The sequence below is a fragment of the Promicromonospora sp. CA-289599 genome, from assembly GCF_050936155.1.
Taxonomy (GTDB): domain Bacteria; phylum Actinomycetota; class Actinomycetes; order Actinomycetales; family Cellulomonadaceae; genus Promicromonospora.
Genome location: NZ_JBNJNI010000001.1, coordinates 6,156,902 through 6,170,847 on the forward strand (window position 1 = coordinate 6,156,902; position 13,946 = coordinate 6,170,847).

A 13,946-nucleotide genomic window follows, 5' to 3' on the forward strand; every position below is an offset into this window, starting at 1 on the left:
CTGTGTCACCCTGCGCGCAGCACTCGGCCCGACCGGAGGCGGGGTCTAGGCTCGCCAAGGTCACGGCTCCTGGAGCAGGGATCGGAACCATGAACGACGAAGAAGCGATCGGCCGGCGCATCGCGCACTTCCGCAAGGCACGCGGAATGACGCAGGTTGCCCTGGCGCAGCAGGCATCGATCAGCCTGTCTCTGCTGCGGAAGGTGGAGCAGGAGTCGCGAGAAGCAACCCCCGTCCTGATCGCCGCTGTGGCGAAACCTCTCGCCATAGCCCACTTACGGCAGGCGGACCGCAATGCCCAGGCACTCGCACGCGTTCCGGCTCTGCTACTGGAGACGACCGCCGCCATCCATACGATGTCGACGGCAGCCGAGCGAGAGCAACTGTTCGACGCCGTCGCCACAGTGCTGCACCCGACCATGTCCATCCTGCACGCCACCGGCTACGACGACCTTGCCACGATCGTGGCCGACCGCATCGCCTGGACAGCAGCCCAGTGGGGCAATCCACTGGCGGTTGGCCTGGCCGCTCACACCCGCACGTCGTCGATGCTCCGGCACGGGACGTACGACGTCGGGCTGCGGCTGATCGACAGCGCCAGAGCTGTGCTCGACTCCGCGCCCACACGAGACGACACAACCTTGCGGATGATCGGCTCACTGCACCTGCGCGCCGCGGACCTGTCCGCACGAGCAGGAAGTGCCGCAGGGGCGAGCGCTCATATCTCCGAGGCACGCGACATCGCCGAGTACCTACGCGTCGAGACCGACCATCTCTGGCGCAATCTCGCGTTCGGGCCGACGAACACCGCGTTCCATGACGTGGCGACCGCCATCGAGCTCGGCGACGGGCCCCGGGCGCTCACCCTCGCTCGCGACCTCCGGATCCCTGACGGGTTCCCGCCCACTCGGACCGGACACCACTTCATGGACATCGCCCGCGCCTACCTTTGGCAAGGCCGCCACGAGCAAGCCCTGGCGAGCCTTCAGCGGGCCCGGGAACTTGCCCCGCAGCAGACCCGTCACCACCCCACGACACGCGAGGTAGTGCGCATGCTCGTTCGTGCACACCGGCACACGAACAAGCCGCTCGCACGGTTCAACGCCTGGATCGGCGCAGGCGGCTAGCCAGCCCTCAGCAGCCAGGCGACGTACTACGCACGCGCGGGCGTCACCGTGTCGAGGATCTCTTCCCACGGGAAGTCGTCCGCTGCGCCGTCGCCTGACTGGTGCGGCTCGCTCGGGCCGATCACGACGTTCACACCCCACTCCTTGAGGACAGACAAGCTCCCCTGGTAGGTCGGGTGGTCAGCGAACTTGACGTTGATGTAGGGCCCTGCAGTGATCGGGATGTTGCGGCCAACCTGTTCGGCCAGGCGGGTCAAGACGTAGGTGTCCGCGATGCCGAGTGCCCACTTTGTGAGCGTGTTGTACGTCGCCGGGGCCACGATCACAGCGTCTGGGTCAGGCAGCGAGTACCCGACCGTGGTGTGGAAGTCCGTCCGCACCGGACGCCCCAGGAACTCCGCGACCTGCTCCATCGCCTCGGGGAAGCTACTGACCGCTTGATCGGTGGCGAGAACATGCACCTCCCAGCCTCGGTCGACGGCAAGCGGCAGCAACTGTGTGGGCACCTGCCGAGTTGCCCCGGCGGCGGTCACGACGACGTACAGCACACCCAGACCCATGGTTCCGAGGCTACTGCGTCCCGGCACTTAGCCAGGCTCCGAGTCCTCGGCAAGGCCCACGGCGTCGACACTGCCTGCCACACGACCGCCGCGCTCGCACCGCTGAACAGGCGAGCACAGCTGCAAGCCGCCTGAGCCGTAGGCCGACTGGTCAGGGCGGCTACTCGGCCGGCCTCACGCCGACCGGGTAGCCGTTCTGTCCGATCAGGTCCGTTGCCGTGCCCTGACCACCCCGATCAGGACGTCCACCAGGACGAAGGCCGCGAGCGTGTAGCCGACCAGCGGGAGGAACCAGCCGACCGCGACGGCGCACACGACCACGGCGGCCACGCCCCACCACGGTGCGCCGCGCAGCGCCCCGCGGACGGGAGGCGGACCCACGAGCCCGCGCGGCTCGCGGGTCGGCCGCCGCTTCCACCACATGAGGTAGCCGAGCACCACCATGGAGCCGATGCCCAGCGCGAGGGCGAAGAGCACCAGCTGGTTGGCCAGGCCGAACATGACGCCCATGTGCAGCGCGATCCCCCAGGAGCTGAGCTTGGCGATGAACGGGAACTCGGCGAAATCGGTCCGGTCGGTCACCTGCATGGTGGCACCGTCGATCGCTACCGAGTCGCCAGCCGTCGGGAAGCTTCGCTTGTTCTCCTTGACCACCCAGGCGGTGCCCGGCACGGCGGGCGGGGTGATCTCGATCTGCGTGGCGTCGATGTTGACGCGCTGGGCGATGGCTAGGACGCCGTCGAACGTCGCTGGGTTGGCCAGTCCGGTGGGCTCGGCTGTAGCGCCCCCGCCGTGCGAGTGCCCGCCGCTCTCTTCCGCGCCCTCGCCGGTCAGGCTCGTATCGAGGGAGGGCGTCGTCCAGCCGACAGCGGTGCGCAGGTCGCTGAAGTTGGCGCCACCGTACTTGGACCAGGTGATCCCGGTAACGGACAGGAACAGCGCCGCCAGCACCACGACGGCGCCGATGGTGGTGTGCCAGGACAGCACCCGCCGGTACCCTGTCCGCCGCCGCTTCGGTGGTGCGACGGCGCCACCGGCGACGGCGGCAGCACGACGGGCGGCGCGCAGCCGGAGGATCCACAGCACGAGTCCCGCGGTGGCGACGATCCCGAGCCAGGAGGCCGCGAGCTCGCTGTACAACCGCCCCGGATCGCCGAGGTGCAGGCTGCGGTGCAGGTTGGAGATCCAGGTACGCAGCGGGAGCGAACCGCTGGAGCCGTAGGCGACCAGGTCGCCCCGGACCTCGCCAGTACCGGGGTCGACGAAGATCGCGCGGGACTCGCTGGGACCCAGGCCGTCCTGCGCGAACATGACCCGAGTGGTATCCCCCAGCTCCGGTGCGGGACGCACCGCGGTCAGAGCACTGGCCTCGCCGACCTCCTGCTGGGCGATCCCTATCTGCTCGGCCAGGCTCAGCCGGGTGTCGGTGACCGGGGCGTGCAGCTCGTGGTCGTAGACCACCTGCTCCAGGGCGGGGGTCAGCGCGTACAGGGCACCGCTGGTCGCGGCGACCAGGATGAACGGGCCGACCAGGAGGCCCGCGTAGAAGTGCAGCCGCCGCAGGAGCGGGCCGAACCACGGGCGGCCGGCAAGCGTGTCGGTCATTGAGGAGCCTGCTTTCCGGTGAGAAGGGTTTCACCGACAAAGCCGCCCTCGGCGCACCCCGGCGGGATGGCGAAGACGGCCGAGCCGATCGGCACTGTCCATTCGTTGAGCAGGTCGAGCTGGTCCAGGCGCTTCTGGATCGGGACGAACTGCCGGTCGACGTCGGCCTGGAAGGAGACGAAGATCAGTCCCGACAGGGAGATCGCCTCCCCGATGGGCCGGTCGTCGTAGTTGTAGCCGCGCCGGAAGATCCGCTCGGCGGTGTTCTCGCTGCGCGCGCGGCGCACGTGGGAGAACTCCGGGATCACGGGGAACCCGATGGGCGTGGTCGCCTCGAAGTCGGGCTCGTCGAGCTCGTCGGTACCGGTCAGGGGCGCCCCGTTGGACAGGTAGCGGCCCACCGACTGCTCGCGGCCGCCACGGTCGAGCCGGTCCCACTTGTCCAGGTCCATGCCGATGCGGCGCACGACGACGCTCGTCCCGCCGGCCAGCCACCCGTCGCGACTCCACACGACCTGGTCGAAGTCCGCGGTGCCGGGCGCCGGGTTGGACGTGCCGTCGACCTGACCGAAGAGGTTGCGCATGGTCGTGCCCGGCCGGACGCTGCCGTGCGCGCGCCGGAACCCCTGCTGGCTCCAGCGCACCGAGGCGAAGCTCCGGGTGTCCTTGAGCAGCATGCGGGCGGCGTGCGCGACGGCGAGGGGGTCGTCAGCGGCGATCTGGAGCAGCAGGTCGCCGTCGCTGAACTCGGGCAGCAGCCGGTCGACGGCGAACGCGGGCAGCGCCTTCAGCCAGCCCGGCGCCTCGCCGCGAGCCCGGGCGACGAACCCGGGGCCGAACCCGAACGTGACAGTCAGCCGCGCCGGGACGGTCGCCAGCTCGGGCTCGGAGTCCGCGAGCGCGGGGCTCCCCTGGGTCAGGCGAGCGGCGTCGTCGGTGAGGATGCGCATCATCCGCACCAGGTCCTCGCGCGTGGTGCCGTCGAGCAGGTCGAGCGCGACGAACAGCCCGTTGGCCTGGGCCGCGGTGTCGATCCCCGCCTGGTGCGCGCCGTAGAAGGCGACGGTCTGCTCGCCGTTCAGCGCCGCCGGCTCGGCGGCGGAACCGTCGGAAGTGGCGCTCACGGCGAGGTCGGCGCCGATGGCGGCGGCCGCGCCGACACCGGCGACAGCTCCCCCGAGGAGGAACTGTCGCCGGGTCGACCCGGACCGGCCGGAGCTCACGCTCTTGCCGGGCCCGGACATCAGCCGTCCGTGCCCGTGCTGTCGGCGTCGCTGTCGGCGTCGCCCATGTCCATCTCGGCGTCGCCGCCGACGTAGTTCTCGTTCGCCCCCGAGTAGTCCTTCACGGGCGCGGTGAACTCGTAGGTCGAGTCGTCGGCGAACGTGAGGGTGAACGTGACCTCCTCACCCGCCTCCAGCGGGTCGGTGAGGTCCATCAGCATGATGTGGCTACCGCCGGGAGCCAGGGTCAGGGTGTCGCCGGCGGGGATGACGAAACCGCCCTCGATCTCCCGCATGATCATCTCCCCGGACTCGTTCTCCACGGTCTCGTGCAGCTCGAGCATCGAGGACGCCTCGGTGGTCGCCGAGACCACCGTGACGTCGTCGGGCCCCGCGTTGGTCAGCTCGCCGAACGCGGCCGACATCCCCGAGTCGCCGGCCTTCACCCAGCCGTCGGCGAGGGTCACGTTCTGCGCGGCGGGTTCCGCCGCGCCGTCGGCGCCGTCGGGCGACGCGCCGGCGGTGGTGCCGCAGCCCGCGAGGGCCAGGGCGACCGCCGCGAGGACGACGCCCGACCGGATGCTGGTCACCGTGCTGGTCTTGCTCTGGGTCTTGCTCTGACGAAGGGTCAGCAGGTTCATCACAGGAGTACCTCTCACGCTGATCGCGCTGTCTCCGAGGAGCCCGGCTCGTCGCCGGCCTCGTCGGTGCCGCCCGCATCGCTGCGGCGGCGCAGGAACTGGACAAGTGCGAGCAGGGCCACCGCGACAGCGGCCCCGCTCGCGCCGACGAGGACGACCCGCCAGGGCCCCTCGTCCTCCTGTGCGATCTGAGTCCGCGTACTGCTCTGTGCGTCGGTCCCCGGCACGCTCGCCCCGCCGGTCTCGGTGGCGCCTGGTTCGGCGGCACCGGGCGCAGCGGCTCCCGCCCCGCCGGCCAACGGTTCACCGTCGCCGACGGTGAACGGGACGACACCCGTGATCGGGTGCCCGTCGGACGACACGACCCGCCAGCGGATCTCGTACCCGGCGTCGGGCATGCCCGGGTCGAGCACCGCCGTCACCGTGGGGCCGTCGACCTTCGGGACGTCGGACACCCACTCGGTGCCGTCGGCGTCAGCCACGACGACGGCGGCACCCATGTCCAGGACGTCGGCGGAGAACGTCAGGGACACCTCCACCGGCGCCTCGGCCAGCCTCTGGTCGGACGCGGGGTCGCTGGAGATCAGCTTGTCGTGGGCGGACGCGGGTACCGCCGTCGCGAACAGCGCGACGACAGCCACCGCGAGCCCGGCCACGAGGGGACGGGATCGGGGCATGAGAAGACCTCCTCCGACGTCGCGATGCGACGTCAGCACGCACAGGGACAGAAGTCCCCGCTCGCCGCTCGGGATGAGCACGTGGCGAGCACGGAACAGCGCACGAGCACCTGGTGTGCCCGTGCTGCGGAGCTCAGACCGCGTGCGGTGCGGGAGGTCCCCTGCGGAGCAGAGGGGAGAGCTGAGGGTCCGGGTGCAGCGACCGGAAGGTAGCGGCGACGACGCCGGGGAGCGCCGGGAGCACGAAGGCGCCGACGTGGTCGACGACGGCGCGCCCGCCCAGCAGCCAGGCGGCGGCCCGCACGGCGAGCTCGCGCAGGCGGAGGAGCAGCAGCTCCCCGCGGTACAGGACGACGATCGTGACGACCGCGGCCAGGGCGTGCGACAGCCACATCGTGACGTCGGCGGGCGCCATCTGGACGGCTTGCCCGGCGGCCGGCGACGGCGGCATCATCATGGCGTCATGCCCGGCGTGCGCGCCGGACCCCGCGGACACCATCTGGGAGTCCGCCGGGGTGCCCAGCGTGAACAGCACATGGAAGAACAGCTGGCTCGCGGCGACCGAGGCCGAGAGCCCGGCCAGCGACAGGCGCCCCGACCAGGCGACGCAGATCGGCAGGGAGAGCACCAGCGGGACGACGATGCCCAGCAGGCCGGGCATCTCCCCACCGCCGGCCAGGTGCGACATCAGGGCGACGAACGTCGCCGACGACGCCGCGAGACCACCACGCAACGCACGCGCACCCCTGGTGCGGTCGTCGCGTGCGGGCATCTGGTCGCTCTCCGTCTCACGGTCGGTCAGGTTCCGGCAGTTCGGGACGACGCCGTGGCCTGGAAAAGGATCGAACGCAGCCTAACCTCCTGGCGGCTCCCAGAACAGCACCGATCCGACATACTGGCGGCGACCCGGCGTGTGATCCTGATCCCCGCAGGTCGCCCGGGGTCAGGCACCGGCACCTGAGCGAGCCGCCCGGACGCAGCCCGGCTAGACGGCGCTGGGCGCGGTGGTCAGGTGGGTGCGCAGGTAGCTGCCGGTGACGCTGGCGGGGTTGCCCGCGACGTCGTCGGGCGAGCCGGTGGCCACCACCGTGCCGCCGGCCGCCCCTCCGCCCGGCCCCATGTCGATGATGTGGTCGGCGTTGGCGATCATGTCGAGGTCGTGCTCGATGACGATCACCGTCGCCCCCTGGTCCAGGAGCCGCTGGGTGACGTTCAGGAGCGTGCGGACGTCGAGGGGGTGGAGGCCGACGCTCGGCTCGTCGAGGACGAAGAGGGTGTCTGCCTGGTCGCGGTGCAGCTCGGCGGCCAGCTTGAGGCGCTGCGCCTCGCCGCCCGAGAGTGCCGGCGTGTCCTCCCCGAGCGTCAGGTAGCCCAGGCCGAGGTCGACGAGGGCCTGGAGCTTGGTGCGCACCTTGCGGAGGTCGCCGACGTGCTCGAGGGCGTGCCCGACGGTGGAGGCGAGCAGCTCCGGCAATGAGACGCCCTCCCCCGCGTCACCGTCGGCGTGCCGCCCTGACGAGGGCCGACGGACGGTCGACGCGTCCGGGGCGTACCGGCTGCCACCGCAGTCCGGGCAGGCGATGTCGACGTCGGGCAGGAACTGCACGTCCAGGACGATCTGCCCGGTGCCCTCGCAGCGCGGGCACCGCAGCGACCCGGTGTTGTAGGAGAAGTCGGCGGCGGTCAGGCCGCGCTCGACGGCGGACCCGGTGGCGGCGAAGGCCCGGCGCAGGTCGTCCATGATGCCGCTGTAGGTGGCGACGGTGGACCGGACGTTGACGCCGATCGGGGTGGCGTCGACGACGTCGGCCCGGCGGATCCCTGGCGCGTCGACCGCGGTGACGTGGGCCGGCACGGGGCCGCCGGCCGCAGCTGCCTGGACGGCGGGCACGAGGCTGTCGAGGATGAGGGTCGTCTTGCCGGAACCGGAGGCCCCGGTGACGGCGGTCAGTCGGCCGAGCGGGATGTCGACGTCCAGCGCGTGCACGGTGTGCAGGGGTGCGGTCCTGAGATGGATGCTGCCGCGGTCGAACACGTCGTCGCGGCCGGCCCGGTCCCGGATCACCACTGGCTCGCGTCCGGTGAGGAATCCGCCCAGCAGCGAGGCAGGGTCGTCGTCGAGGTCCTCGACGGTGCCCGTGGCCAGGACCGTGCCGCCCTCGACGCCGGAACCCGGGCCGATCTCGATCAGCCAGTCCGCCTCGCGCAGCACCTGCACGTCGTGGTCGACCAGGACCACCGAGTTGCCGTCCCGCAGCAGGTCCTGGATCACCCCGAGCAGGCCGTCCACGTTCGAGGGGTGCAGGCCGATGGACGGCTCGTCCAGGACGTAGAGCACCCCGGTGGTCCGGTTCCGCACCGCGCGTGCCAGCTGGACCCGCTGCCGCTCACCTGTCGACAGGGTGGAGCCCGCCCGGTCCAGGCTCAGGTAGCCCAGCCCGAGCTCGACCAGCCGGCCGGCCATCTCCTGCAGCTTGTCGACCAGGTTCTGCGCCATCTCTCGCATGTCCGACGGCAGCGTGCCGGGCAGGGACGGGGCCCAGGCCACCACCTCGTCGAGCGTCTTGGCGGTCGCCTCGGCGAGGTTGATGCCGGCGAGCTGGGAACCGAGCGCCTTCTGGCTCAGCCGGGTGCCGTGGCAGGTCGAGCATCTCTGCGCGCTGATGAACCTGTTCACGCGGGCCAGCCCGCGCTCGGTGGTGGCCTTGTCCAGCGCCTCCTGCACCGCGAGACGCGCGTTGCGGTAGGTGAAGTTCAGCTCGAACAGCTTGCCGCTCTTCGAGGGCACCGAGATGTGCCGCTTCTCCTCCGGCCCGTGCAGCACGGTCTCCCGCTCGGCGGCGGTGAGCTCGCTGTACGGGACGTCGGTGCGGACGCCGAGCTCTGCCACCACCTGCGGCATCACCGTCAGCCCGAACATCGACCACGGCGCCACCGCGCCGCCGTCGATCGTCCTGCTCGGGTCGGGCACGAGGGACGCCTCGTCGATCTCCCGCACCACGCCGGTACCGGAGCAGGCAGGGCACGCCCCGTCGGAGTTGAACGCGAGCGCCTCGGCGCCCGGCGGGTAGAACACGGCCGCGCAGACCGGGCACACCAGGTTCAGGTCTGCCGCCACGTCGATCGTCGGGTCCAGGCGATGACCGTTCGGGCACAGGTGCGAGCCCAGCCGGGAGAACATCAGGCGCAGCACGTTGAGCAGCTCGGTGGAGGTGCCGAACGTGCTGCGCACGCCGGGCACTGCCGGGCGCTGCCGCAGCGCGAGCGCCGCGGGTACGTGCTCGACGCTGTCGACGGCCGCTCGCGGCGCATGGGACATCCGCCGGCGGGTATAGGTCGAGAGCGCCTCGACGTACCGGCGAGAGCCCTCGGCGTAGAGCACCCCCATGGCGAGCGACGACTTCCCGGACCCGGACACGCCCGCGATCGCGACCAGACGCCGCAGCGGCACGGTCACGTCCACGTCCTTGAGGTTGTGAACCTTCGCCCCGCGGACCTCGATCGCGAGCGGCGCATCGCCCCACCCACTACCTGCCGACTTCTCCACCATCGATCCCCCGGCTGTCGTCGGTTGGCACCACAGACGACGCAACTCTATTCCGCACGCCGCCCGCTGTTCCCGCTTGTCGAGGAGCGGGAGGCCCGTGCGTCATCGACGTCAGGCAGGACCGATCAGAAGAAGTTGCGCGGGTCGAAGTCCTTGGCCAGGTCCGAGAGCTGCTGGCCTGCGCCGGAGACCTGGTCCCCGAGCCCGGACAGCGCGCCGTCGGCCGTGCCGGCCAGACCCTCCACACCAGCCGCGGCCTCGCCGACGGCCCCGCTGCCGAGCTCGCCGACACCCGCTGTGGCCTCGTCGAGGGCCCCGGCGCCGAGGTCACCGACCGACGACGTGAGCCCCTCGACGTCGACGCCCGACGCGAGTGCGTCGAAGTCGACCCCAAGGTTCGCCGCGTTCTCGAGGAGCGGGCCCGCCACGCTGCTCACCGCGGCGCCGGCCGCGACCGCGCCCAGGATGCCAACGGCCCCGACTGCGACGCCCGCCACGGCTGCGCCCGTGCCGACCTTCGCCAGCGTCGACCGCATGGAGCCCGGCCGGCGCGCCTCCGAACGTGCTGCCGCCCGGGACAGATCGGGAACGCTGGCCGAGCGGGGCTGCTCGTGCGGCGGCAGCTCCATCTGCATGCGCCGCAGCACCGCCTCACGCTGCGCCGGCGTCAGCCGGGCGAACGACTCGGCATGGATCTGCTCGATCTGATGCGGTTCGGCGGTGCTCATGAGGTAGTCGTAGCGGGCGATGGCCTGCCGGTCGGCGTCCGTCGACGCCTGCGCGCCCGGCCGGCCCTGCGGGACGGGCCGAGCCTGCGGAGCGGGCGCGTAGCCCGGCGCTGCCCCGCTCTGGGAGTCGAGCAACTTCTTCGCGAGGCCGATCATGTTGGAGAGCTTGGACATGCGGTCCGTTCCTTCCGTCGGTCTGGCGCACCACCCTTCCAGCCCCTGATGAGAGGTTCGTGAGAGCCGGATGAGAGCTGTCTCGGCCAGGTGGCGGCGAGCCGGTCAGTCGGCTATGTGGGCGGTGTTGTCGAGCCAGTGCCGGACGAGGTCGATGTCGCCCTCGACGCTGACGCCGGCCGCATCCCGGGCGGCGAGCGGAAGGCGCCGGGTCAGGGTCAGCAGCAGCGCTCCGGCCGGCCCCGTCACGGTGACGTCTGCCCGCTGGACGCCGGGCTGCCACATCGCGCCGTCCGGCCGGCGTTCCACGAACCAGGCGCCTACGCCGTCCGCGGTATCGGTGGCCAGCCACTGCAGCGTCTGCCCGGTGCCTCGGATGGCGTGCGCGGATTCCGACCGCAGCATCTCCCACGTCGGTGACGTGAGCATCGCGAGGTGGTGACCGATGAGGGCAGCCGCGGCGTCCCCGTCGATGTAGTCGTGGAGGTCGGCGTCGGCTGCCCTGTGAGCCGTCCTGGAGCCGTCGAAGCCGTGGACGATCGTCTCGTTGAGGACGTTGATCAGCCAGAACCGCGCCCCGGGCCGCTCGTCCCCAGCGGGGTTGAACACCGGCGCGTCGAGCGCGTCGTCGGAGAAGGCGCTCGCGACGCGCTGCGCCGACTCCGACAACCACTCCGGCCAGTCACGAGGGTCGGCGGGGAGGGCTGCCATCTCCGTGGGCAGCTCTGCGGGGTCGGTGATGCGGCGCTCGACGATCTCGGCTGTCCAGTGCTGGACCTGGCCCACGTGCTCCACCAGGTGAGTGACGGTCCACTCCGGCGTGGTCGGCACGGGAGCGTCAGGCCCGGCGGCGGCGGCTGATTCCGCCAGCCGCCGGGTGTGCTCGACGATCGCCCGGCGTGCGCGTTCCGCGTTCAGCTCGGTCATCTGACTGTCCGTTCCGTAGGTTGGTCGTGCCCTGGCCGACTCCGCGAGCCGCAAGAACTCACCGGTGCCCTCCGGTGGGTCGCCCGGACGTACGACCAGGCCCCGCACCTGCGTAGGCAGGTGCGGGGCCCTCGGCCGGGCCGACCGACGTCACTCCACGCCGAGCGCCGCCACCGGTGAGGTGCGGGCAGCGGCCCGGGCCGGCAGGACCGACGCGAGCAGGCCGGCGGTGAGCGCGACGGCCAGCACGATGCCCAGGTCCGCCCACGGGACGGCGTACCGGACGTCGCCCATGACGGACAGGGCCGTGGCCGCCCCCGCCCAGCCGAACACGAGCCCCAGCACGATGCCGAGGATCGCACCGACGCCCGCGATGAGCACGCCCTCCACGGCGAGCATGCCGCGCAGCTGCTCCTTGCTCAGACCGATGGCCCGCAGGGTCGCGGACTCGCGGGTCCGCTCGATGACCGAGAGGGACAGCGTGTTGGTGACGCCGATCAGGGCGATCACGACGGCGACGGCGAGCAGGCCCACCACGATGCCGAGGATCACGTCCACCACCTGGCGGAACTGGGCGGCCTGGGCGGCCGGCCCCATGACGAACGCGCCGCCGTCCACCTGCGCGACGGCGTCCTGGACGTCCGCCAGCACGGTGGTCGCCTCACCGCCCGAGATGTGCGCCCAGATGTCGGTCGTCGTGTTCTCGGCGGGGACGTTCACGCGACCGAGGTCGGCGGCCGTGATCGTGCGGTTGAGCGCGTCGGCGGTCGTGATGACGACGGTCAGGTCGACCGCTCCGTCGTCGCTCGACACCGCTACCGGGTCGCCCGCGTCGAGCGACATCTCGTCGGCCGTGCCCTGGGTGAGCAGGATCGAGCCGTCGGTCAGCAGCCCGGCCTGCTCCGGCACGTTCACCACCGCGGTGAGCTCGTCGGGGTCGGCGGCGACGACGCTCGAGTCCGCCACGTCGCCGAGCGTGACCGTCGTGCTCGTCACGAGCACCGTGTCGGCGATGCCGGGGGTGTCGGCGACGGCGTCGCGCAGACCCTCGGCGTACTCGGGCGAGGACGGCATCACAGCCACGTCGTACGGAAACTGCTCGTCGAGGAGGCTGTCCGCGGACATGCGGGCACTGGCCGCGCCGGTGGACATCATCGTGACGAGCGTGACGCCGATGAGCAGCGCGGTGGAGGTCGCCGCCGTCCGGCGCGGGTTGCGCAGGGTGTTGGCGACCGCCAGGCGAGCCGCCGGACCGGTGCGGGCCACGAGCCTGCCCAGGACCGCGGCGACGCGGGGCAGCCACAGCACCGCGCTCAGCACGACGCCGAAGAACGCCAGGGCACCACCGCCGACCGCGGCGACCAGGCCGAGCTGGGTACCGCCGTTCATGCCCAGCGCCACGCCGCCGCCGAGTGACGCGAAGCCGCCGACCAGGGCGAGCAGCGAGATCACGAGGCGGGTGCGGCCGGAACGGGCGCGCAGCGTCGGGGCGTCGGACGGCCGCAGCGCGGCGAGCGGCGCGACCCGGGTGGCCGAGCGGGCAGGGGCCACAGCGGCCAGGACGGTCACGCCGGCGCCCACCGCGAGCGGGAGCACCACCGCCTGCCAGGTCGGCGTGATCGTCGCGGGCAGCGGTACGCCCAGGTCGAAGGCGGGCGCCACCATGAGCGCCACCTGGGCGAGCACCCCGCCGGTCAGGATGCCCACGGCCGAGGCGACCACGCCCAGGATCGCCGCTTCGAGCAGCACGCTGCGGTAGAGCTGGCCGGTGCCCGCGCCGATGCAGCGCAGCAGGGCGAGCGTCCGCGTCCGCTGGGCGACGAGCACCTGGAACGTGTTGGTGATGACCATGGCCGCGATGAGCAGGGCGATGGCGGCGAACGTCATGACGAACACGAGGAAGACGAGGTCCTGGCCGCCGGTCTGCGCGGCGGCCCGCGCCGACGCGACCTCCTCTGTGGTGTCGACGTCCACGCTGCGGTCGGCCCCGCCGGCGGCGGCGTCGAGCGACTCGGCAAGGGACTCGGCAAGAGGACCGGGCACGCTCCCGCCGTCGAGCGGTGCGTCGAGCGCGACGAGCAGCTCGCTGACCGGGTTCGGGTAGGGCTCCACCGCGTTCCAGGCGTCGAGCGTCGCGGCGGGAACCGCGGCGGCCCCGCCGTACACGGAGTAGGCGCCGTACGGGTCGGCGGCGAGGCCGGTCACGGTCAGGGTCTCGGTGACGTCCTCCGGCTCGCCGAGCTCGGCAGCCGGATCGTCCGCCTGGCTGTCGGCCCAGCCCTCGGGGTACACGGTGCGCTTGAGCGTCACGGTGTCGCCCAGGCCGACCTCGAGCCGCTCGGCCAGGTTCGACGTCAGTGCCACCTCGCCGTCGGCGGCGGGCCAGGCGCCGTCGGTCAGCTCGAGCGGCGAGAGCCTCGGGTCCTCGGGGACCGGCGCGAACGTCTGGTAGCCGCCCTTGCCGCCGTTGCGCAGATCGCCGAACCAGCTCGTGAGCGGCTGGACGGTCGCGACGCCGTCGACGGCCGAGACGGCGCTGACGTCGTCGGCGGTGAATGATCCGTCGTCGGCCGTGGCGACGACGACATCGGCCTTCGCGTACTGCGCCGCGACCATGTCGTGCGTGGTGCCCTGGATGACGCCGCCGGCGAGCAGCGTCACGGTGACGAACGCCGTGCTGATCAGGATCGCCACTCCCGCGGCGGTGAGGCGGCCGGCACTGCGCCGCATCTGCCCC

Annotated in this window: 11 protein-coding genes; 1 reads left to right on the top strand and 10 read right to left on the bottom strand. The window is 72.0% G+C overall.

Annotated features, from left to right (window positions below; genetic code table 11):
• The first annotated feature begins 89 nt into the window (after positions 1-89).
• On the top strand, positions 90-1,127 hold the full coding sequence (locus ACQEVI_RS27365) for a helix-turn-helix domain-containing protein (protein WP_432905649.1): 1,038 nt from the start codon (positions 90-92) through the stop codon (positions 1,125-1,127).
• A gap of 26 nt (positions 1,128-1,153) precedes the next feature.
• On the opposite strand, the gene ACQEVI_RS27370 is transcribed toward ACQEVI_RS27365, so the two are convergent.
• From ACQEVI_RS27370 to ACQEVI_RS27415, 10 genes are all read right to left on the bottom strand, one after another.
• On the bottom strand, positions 1,154-1,675 hold the full coding sequence (locus ACQEVI_RS27370; RefSeq protein WP_432905651.1) for a flavoprotein: 522 nt from the start codon (positions 1,673-1,675) through the stop codon (positions 1,154-1,156).
• Positions 1,676-1,891: 216 nt separating this feature from the next.
• Positions 1,892-3,292 carry a PepSY-associated TM helix domain-containing protein gene (locus ACQEVI_RS27375; RefSeq protein ID WP_432905654.1) on the bottom strand — a complete coding sequence of 467 codons (1,401 nt, stop codon included), beginning with the start codon at positions 3,290-3,292 and terminating at the stop codon, positions 1,892-1,894.
• Positions 3,289-4,536, bottom strand: a complete 1,248-nt coding sequence (locus tag ACQEVI_RS27380; RefSeq protein ID WP_432905655.1) for a Dyp-type peroxidase — start codon at positions 4,534-4,536, stop codon at positions 3,289-3,291. The genes ACQEVI_RS27375 and ACQEVI_RS27380 overlap by 4 nt, the downstream gene beginning before the upstream one ends.
• Complete coding sequence (locus ACQEVI_RS27385; RefSeq protein WP_432905658.1) at positions 4,536-5,156, bottom strand: copper chaperone PCu(A)C; 621 nt, start codon at positions 5,154-5,156, stop codon at positions 4,536-4,538. Before ACQEVI_RS27385 ends, ACQEVI_RS27380 begins: the two co-directional genes overlap by 1 nt.
• 14 nt (positions 5,157-5,170) lie before the next feature.
• Entirely contained in the window at positions 5,171-5,833 is a 663-nt protein-coding gene (locus ACQEVI_RS27390; RefSeq protein WP_432905660.1) for a copper resistance CopC family protein, read from the bottom strand.
• Between the two features lie 133 nt (positions 5,834-5,966).
• Positions 5,967-6,605, bottom strand: coding sequence for a hypothetical protein (locus tag ACQEVI_RS27395; protein WP_432905663.1), 639 nt, complete (start codon positions 6,603-6,605; stop codon positions 5,967-5,969).
• 213 nt (positions 6,606-6,818) lie between these two features.
• Positions 6,819-9,383, bottom strand: coding sequence for an excinuclease ABC subunit UvrA (locus ACQEVI_RS27400; protein WP_432905666.1), 2,565 nt, complete (start codon positions 9,381-9,383; stop codon positions 6,819-6,821).
• Positions 9,384-9,505: 122 nt separating this feature from the next.
• Positions 9,506-10,282, bottom strand: coding sequence for a cation-transporting ATPase (locus tag ACQEVI_RS27405; RefSeq protein ID WP_432905669.1), 777 nt, complete (start codon positions 10,280-10,282; stop codon positions 9,506-9,508).
• Positions 10,283-10,387: 105 nt separating this feature from the next.
• Positions 10,388-11,209 carry a maleylpyruvate isomerase N-terminal domain-containing protein gene (locus ACQEVI_RS27410; RefSeq protein WP_432905672.1) on the bottom strand — a complete coding sequence of 274 codons (822 nt, stop codon included), beginning with the start codon at positions 11,207-11,209 and terminating at the stop codon, positions 10,388-10,390.
• A 150-nt stretch (positions 11,210-11,359) separates the two neighbouring features.
• Positions 11,360-13,939: an ABC transporter permease gene (locus tag ACQEVI_RS27415; protein WP_432905675.1), complete on the bottom strand. Its 2,580-nt coding sequence runs from the start codon at positions 13,937-13,939 to the stop codon at positions 11,360-11,362.
• Positions 13,940-13,946 lie beyond the last annotated feature (7 nt).

What these genes read in the sequence shown, in the direction of transcription:
- ACQEVI_RS27375 (WP_432905654.1), bottom strand. Translation starts at nt 3,292, where the DNA reads ATGACCGACACGCTTGCCGGCCGCCCGTGGTTCGGCCCGCTCCTGCGG.
- ACQEVI_RS27410 (WP_432905672.1), bottom strand. Translation starts at nt 11,209, where the DNA reads ATGACCGAGCTGAACGCGGAACGCGCACGCCGGGCGATCGTCGAGCAC.
- ACQEVI_RS27415 (WP_432905675.1), bottom strand. Translation starts at nt 13,939, where the DNA reads ATGCGGCGCAGTGCCGGCCGCCTCACCGCCGCGGGAGTGGCGATCCTG.
- ACQEVI_RS27380 (WP_432905655.1), bottom strand. Translation starts at nt 4,536, where the DNA reads ATGTCCGGGCCCGGCAAGAGCGTGAGCTCCGGCCGGTCCGGGTCGACC.
- ACQEVI_RS27395 (WP_432905663.1), bottom strand. Translation starts at nt 6,605, where the DNA reads ATGCCCGCACGCGACGACCGCACCAGGGGTGCGCGTGCGTTGCGTGGT.
- ACQEVI_RS27405 (WP_432905669.1), bottom strand. Translation starts at nt 10,282, where the DNA reads ATGTCCAAGCTCTCCAACATGATCGGCCTCGCGAAGAAGTTGCTCGAC.
- ACQEVI_RS27385 (WP_432905658.1), bottom strand. Translation starts at nt 5,156, where the DNA reads ATGAACCTGCTGACCCTTCGTCAGAGCAAGACCCAGAGCAAGACCAGC.
- ACQEVI_RS27390 (WP_432905660.1), bottom strand. Translation starts at nt 5,833, where the DNA reads ATGCCCCGATCCCGTCCCCTCGTGGCCGGGCTCGCGGTGGCTGTCGTC.
- ACQEVI_RS27400 (WP_432905666.1), bottom strand. Translation starts at nt 9,383, where the DNA reads ATGGTGGAGAAGTCGGCAGGTAGTGGGTGGGGCGATGCGCCGCTCGCG.
- ACQEVI_RS27365 (WP_432905649.1), top strand. Translation starts at nt 90, where the DNA reads ATGAACGACGAAGAAGCGATCGGCCGGCGCATCGCGCACTTCCGCAAG.